The organism is Syntrophomonas sp. UBA5494, from assembly GCF_002426325.1.
The window spans coordinates 14062-20122 of record NZ_DIPG01000133.1 but is presented as its reverse complement, the minus strand read 5'-3'; the positions used below and the strand labels follow the sequence as shown (position 1 = coordinate 20122).

Sequence of the window (6061 nt, the reverse complement as noted above, 5' to 3'; positions counted from 1 at the left end):
ATTAACAATAATTGATGCAAAGACCATGCCAATATGGCAGCGAGGTATGAATGGCTAAGGAAACACAGCAAACCACGGCATTTATAAACATAAAATTTCTCAGGCAACTGCAACGGAAAGGGGGGATTGTGTCTGGAATGTATCAAAAGTGTTTCAAAAATTGTCTGATATGAGACACTTTTGAAACAAAACGAGACAGAGGAATGCTGGAGCAAACGGGACCAATGAAGATGACAAGTGGGGACGGTCACGGTCCTTTTCTGTCATCCCCGGTCGTTTCCCAACTCATTTGTAGAAGCTTTGGTTCCGCGGTTTATTGGAGTTGAACAGGCTGTTTGGGCCTATCTGATTGATGACTACTTCATAATCGGGGCATTGCCGGTGTATTTTTTCCCGCACCTGTTTTTTTATGCCTGCATGTTCAAATTCCGGGATTTCGGGAAGAACCTCCAGGTTAAAGATCACATTGATCTTGTTTGCCGCTTGGGCGATGCGGAAATCCCTGAATTTGATCCCCATCTCTTCCTCTTGGACACAGCTCAAGATCTCGTTCCGGACCTTTTCTATCTTCTTCAAATCGGTTGAAATGGGATCCATGTGAATGATTATATTGATATTGAGTTCTTCTTTGACTCTTTTTTCCAGTGAATCAATGACAGCATGCACTTCCACAATATGCTCGTAGTCCGGAACCTCGGCGTGAATGGAGGCGATCACCCGGCTAGGCCCGTAATCATGAACCTCCAGATCGTGGGTTCCCACCACGCATTGGCCGGAACAGACCAGCTGGTTAATCTTTTCTACTAATTCTGGTTCCGGTGCCGAGCCCAGCAGGAGATTTACCGTATCCCTGGCGATACTGAAGCCGGCATATATTATGAACAGGGATATCAATATACCGACCAGGCCGTCTATGGGAAAATCCGTATAAGCTCCCGCCACCATGGCGGCGATTACCAGGCTGGTAGCCAGACAATCATTCAAGCTGTCGTAGGCGGTGGCCTTGTTGATGCTGGAATTTATTGCTGTGGCGATATATGAGTTGTAGGAGAACATCCACAGCTTGACCAGAACGGACAGGATGAGGATTATCAGTATGGCGGCGCTGAAGGTGACCTTCTCCGGATTTAACAGTTTATCATAGGAGCTGCGCAAGAGCTGAAAGCCCACCGAAAATATTATGAAGGCCACCACCAGGGCAGCGATATATTCGAAGCGTCCATGGCCGTAGGGATGATCTTCATCGGCCGGCCGGTTGGCAAGTTTTGCGCCCAGGATGGAAACCAGCGAAGACCCCAGATCGGTCATATTGTTAAAAGCATCGGATATCACCGCAATACTGTTGATGTAGAGGCCGATAGCCAGCTTGGTGACAAACAAGAGCAGGTTGCACAGTATCCCCAGCGTTCCGGAGAGCACCAGATAAGCTTCCCGCACCTTGCAATCTGACACATTCTGATAATCCTTTATCCATTTTCTGATGATGTATTTGATCATAGGCTGCTCCTTTGGCCGCAGATGCTGAGATTATTATATACCTTAAACCTCGCTGTTATTGTGGCTGGATTTGCTTCTGCCCCTGGCGCCCGTTCCTTTTCTTGCCGGTGAAGGAAAGCAGTAGGCTATTTACTATTTTCGGCGATGTGCAGTAATATTTAAACCCCAATAGGGCCAGGATACAAAAAATTATTATGGCTTTTATAGACAACAGCAGTGCAAAAGGCTAGCATTAAGTGATATGAAACCGGAAAGCTGGAATAAATAGTGTCGGCTCAAGGCTTGTCAAAGCAGGGCTTATTCAATCTTCTTATAGTATACACAGTATGGAGCAGCACCTATCTGGCCATGCGCGTCCTGGTTTCGGGAGAGCAGGGGATTTATCCCTTAACCGGCAGTTATCTGCGCCTTTTATGCGCAGGGACCATACTGGCTGTCATCAGCCTGTTAAACCGCCATTCTTTACGGGTCACCCGGCAGCAATTCATGTCATTGACCATCAGCGGGCTGCTGCTGTGGGGGGGCGGCAACGGGCTGATTATGTGGGGAGAGACCACGGCTAATTCCGGTTTCGCAGCTTTGATAGCCTCATCGAGCCCTCTGGTAGTGGCCGCGATCGAGGCGCTTCTGGAGCGGAAACTGCCGTCCCGGCAGCTGATTGTCAGTTTGCTGCTGGCTTTTGCGGGACTGGGGGTGCTGCTTTCGCCCAGTTTACGCCAAGGGGCCGGTACCGGTTTCTGGGGCACCCTGGCCCTGGTAGCGGGCGCCGTCAGCTGGGGGTGCGGAACGGTGTATCAATCCAGGCGGGATTTGAAGCTGCCGGCTACAGTGGTGGCCGCTTATCAGCATCTTATGGCCGGACTGTTTTTCTTGTTGTTGGCATTGGCAAACGGGGCCGCGACGCCGAACTGCGGCGCCTCACAGTGGCTGGCCTTGTCCTATCTGATCCTTTTTGGCTCAGTGATATCCTTTACGGCTTTTATCAAAGCGGTGCAGTTGCTGCCCATCCATGTGACCATGACTTATGCTTTTGTCAACCCGGTTCTGGCCATAATCCTGGGCTGGGCACTTTTACAAGAGACGGTCGGTTATCACACCCTGGCCGGTGCCTTCCTGGTGATAATGGGGGTGGTCGGGGTTTTCTTGACCAGGCTGAAGGCGCCCCGAAGCACTCTGCCCCAGCCGGAGCGGGCCGCGGCTTAAAAGATATTCAGTGCGAAAAATAAAATGGGCCCGCCCCCTGTTTCAGAAGTCAGCGGGCCCGGTCGGTTGCACTTTAATGAATATCGATTTGTTTCTTTCTCCGGGTGCTCTCCTGTTGTTGGGGGATATTTATCCTCAGGATGCCGTCTTTGTATTCGGCCCTGACCATTTCCTCATCTATGCCTTCAAAACTGTACGATCTCGCTACCCTGCCGTAATGACGCTCCTGTCTGATGACGTTTTGATTCTCTTCCTCCATTTGCTTCATGTGCTGAGCCGATACGGTGATGCGGCCGTCCACGCATTCCACCTTGATGTCTTCCTTGCTATAACCAGGCATCTCTATCTCCAGGATATAGCTTCCCTGAGCTTCCCTGATATCGGTGCGCATAGTGGAAGAAAATCCGGCCATAAAGCTGTTGTTAAAAAAATCTTCCAGGAAGCTGTTGCCAAAGGTGCCTTTTAAAAACTCCGACGGCATCATGCTTTTTCCCGGGGACCAGTGGCTGAGGTCTCTTCTCATGATTTTACACTCCTTTGCGTTAGATTAAGTCATCTATAGTTTGAATAAGAAGGTTGTTTTTATGCACCCGGCCAAAATGGGCAATTGTTGACAGCTAGGTGGAATCAGAATAAAATAAATATATATACAAATAACTAAATAACTAAATAATTGTAAAGGAGGTCCGGGCATGAACGGGGTATTTCAAGCTCTGGCCGATCCCACCCGGCGCAGGATACTGGAGCTGCTCAAAGAAGGCGGTATGACCGCCGGGGATATCGCTGCTCAGTTCGATATGAGCCAGCCCTCGGTAAGCCACCATTTGAAGCTGCTTAAAACCGCTGAGCTGGTTACCGCCGAACGAGAAGGGCAGTATATCAAGTATTATTTGAACTTATCGGTCCTGGAGGAGGCCTTGTTGGGCTTCTACAATCTGGTAAGGGGGGCCAAGGTATGAATGTAAACAAAGGGGTCTTATTCTGGCTTTCTTATCTGGCGGGCATAGCGACGGTGGCCTGGGTGGTCTGGGTTTATCCGGACCTGGCTGACACCTTCCCGGTTCATTGGAACGTCGATGGTTGGCCGGACCGCTTTGCCCCTAAAAGCCAGCTATTATGGCTGGCTGGACTGGTGTTGGCCATACCGCTGTTCATGGACATTCTGCCGCGTTTTGACCCGCGCCGGAAGAACTATGATTATTTCAGCACCAGTTATCAATATATGAAGCTGGGTATAACAGTATTTATGGCGTTTATAATGGTCTTAAGCATTCAGGCCGGACGCAGCCAGGACCAGATCCTTTCCACCCGGGCGATGATGGTTGGTATGGGGTTGATGTTTATGATCCTGGGCAATTATTTAACCAAGGTGCGCAGCAACTGGTTTGTCGGTATTAAAACCCCCTGGACCTTGTCATCTGACGAGGTATGGAGGAAAACTCACCGCGTGGGAGGCTGGGCTTTCTTCCTGGTAGGTTTGCTATGCTTTGCGGCAGGATTCTTCCCGGCCGGAAAGGCCTTGTTCTTCCTGGTGATCTGTGTTCTTGTGGCAGTGTCAATCGGCATCTATCTTTATTCTTATCTGCTCTATCGTGCCCTTAACAAATCCTCGTAAATCCTGTCCGGTAAAATACCTCACCATCCCTTGAGAAGCCAGGAAAAAGGGGTGGTGATTTTTTATGGTTAAATTAACCAATTTTTATCATTTGAGTAATTTTATTGCCTGTACCCCACATTAAATAATATCATAAAAGTAATAGATCCCATGTGCGGTCAGGGGGAGGGGCCGAAAAGGGCAAGGGGCGATTGTAGAGGAGTAACATAAACCCGGATCATGTTATAGGAGTGATGTACATAATGCGAGTAAACGCCAATAGTGCTTTGCGTAAGTTGGTAGAAGAGCATCCGGAGTTGAAGGGGCAGCATATAGAGATTAAGATTTATCAGCCCGCGGTGCAGGTAGGACGTTACGATCCTTTGACCAGCGGGGACGAAGTCTTGATTCAAGCCGACATGGAGGGGGCCAGTGGACAGGTATACACCTTTCACCCCCGTACCTTTAACGGGACTGTAGATGCGGTTGCCAACCTGCCCGATGTCAGTCCATATTATTATCCTATGGTGGTGGCGGTCCTGAATGCGGCAGCCCGTAAAGTCGGCTGGATAGACCGGAGCGTTGAGTGCAGCTCCGCAGAGCAGGGACAATGTGCCCGGTACATCTGTGAGTTTATTAAAGAGAAACATGGAATTTGCAGGATCGGGATGATCGGCTTTCACCGGGCCTTGTTGGAGGAAGCGGTGGCGGTGTTCGGGGTGGAGAACCTGGCGGTCATGGATCTCAATCCCCATAACATCGGTTCATTTATCTACGGGGTCGAGGTTTGGGACGGCGACAAAGATCACTCCCCTTTAATTAATTTTGCCGATGTGCTGCTGATAGCCGGCACCAACCTGGTCAACGGTAAAGCTGACAAGATTCTGCAGCAAAGCGGGGATAAGCCTTATTATCTTTTTGGCACCACCGCGGCTGGTTTGGCCAAAGTCAATGACCTGCCCTGGCTGTGCCCCATGAGTATTTAAAAAGGCCGCCGGAGATTAACCCTGAGCTGATCCAACCGGGATGACTGCCTGAAAAGGCAGCTTATCCCGGTTGTTCCTTTTTGACGCCCATGCCATCTCTTTAGGGGCCTGGCGTGATGTGAGCATAGCTGCCCGGGGCTGATAAATCCAGGGCGACTCCCGGCAGCAGGGCGGGTTTTGTCAGTTTATATTTCCTTGGACCCCATTTCTTGATAATGTAACAACGCAAAAATAGTTGAAAATAACATTGTTTAAGGAGGTATGATGTTTTGAAGAAGATCGCTATTCTGGTGTTGGCTGCATTTCTCCTAACCTTATTGCCTGCAGCCGCCTTGGCCAAACCCGACCCTGACAAAGCGAAAGGCAACAAATGGGTTCAGCAGCAGTTGCCGGGCAAGTATGACAAGGGTCAGTCCAAGGATAGCCGGGACCGGTATTACAAAGACGTGGATTTTGATGATATCCACGACTGCTGGGCCAATGGGTACATAAAGAAGGCTGCTCGCAAAGGCTTGGTGGAAGGTTATCAGGGTAAATATCAGCCCAACCAGCCGGTCACTAATCTGGAGCTGATAGTGATGCTGGTCAGGGCTCTGGACAAAGACGGGCAGATCGATCTGGATAAGGTTGACACCAGCTCGGCTGGAATGGACTTAAAGAAGATCCCCAGTTGGGGACAGGTTTATGTTGCGGCGGCGGTAGATTACGGCATAATCCTGCCTGAGGAACTCAAAAATTTCAATCCCAACCAGGGCTGTAAAAGATATCAGGTAGCCCTCTA

Annotated in this window: 7 protein-coding genes; 5 read left to right on the top strand and 2 right to left on the bottom strand. The window is 49.7% G+C overall.

From position 1 onward, the window contains the following. Positions 1–285: 285 nt before the first annotated feature. The gene (locus B3W37_RS14965) at positions 286–1497 is read right to left on the bottom strand and encodes a cation diffusion facilitator family transporter (protein WP_483176271.1); all 1212 of its coding nucleotides are present in this window, start codon (positions 1495–1497) and stop codon (positions 286–288) included. A gap of 267 nt (positions 1498–1764) precedes the next feature. Between B3W37_RS14965 and B3W37_RS14960 the strand changes: the two genes are divergently transcribed. Further along, positions 1765–2700 carry a DMT family transporter gene (locus B3W37_RS14960; RefSeq protein WP_483170002.1) on the top strand — a complete coding sequence of 312 codons (936 nt, stop codon included), beginning with the start codon at positions 1765–1767 and terminating at the stop codon, positions 2698–2700. 73 nt (positions 2701–2773) lie between these two features. On the opposite strand, the gene B3W37_RS14955 is transcribed toward B3W37_RS14960, so the two are convergent. Then, complete coding sequence (locus B3W37_RS14955; RefSeq protein ID WP_481038270.1) at positions 2774–3223, bottom strand: Hsp20/alpha crystallin family protein; 450 nt, start codon at positions 3221–3223, stop codon at positions 2774–2776. Positions 3224–3392: 169 nt separating this feature from the next. On the opposite strand from B3W37_RS14955, the gene B3W37_RS14950 reads away from it, so the two are divergent. The 4 genes from B3W37_RS14950 to B3W37_RS14935 all read left to right on the top strand — a co-directional run. Then, a complete protein-coding gene (locus B3W37_RS14950; protein WP_483170000.1) occupies positions 3393–3659 on the top strand; it encodes an autorepressor SdpR family transcription factor in 267 nt (88 codons plus the stop codon). Next, complete coding sequence (locus B3W37_RS14945; protein ID WP_483169999.1) at positions 3656–4315, top strand: SdpI family protein; 660 nt, start codon at positions 3656–3658, stop codon at positions 4313–4315. The genes B3W37_RS14950 and B3W37_RS14945 overlap by 4 nt, the downstream gene beginning before the upstream one ends. A 242-nt stretch (positions 4316–4557) precedes the next feature. Next, positions 4558–5280, top strand: coding sequence for a Rossmann-like domain-containing protein (locus tag B3W37_RS14940; protein WP_483176270.1), 723 nt, complete (start codon positions 4558–4560; stop codon positions 5278–5280). Between the two features lie 269 nt (positions 5281–5549). Next, positions 5550–6061, top strand: a 512-nt coding sequence (locus B3W37_RS14935) for an S-layer homology domain-containing protein (protein ID WP_483176269.1), incomplete at its 3' end; no start/stop codon positions are given.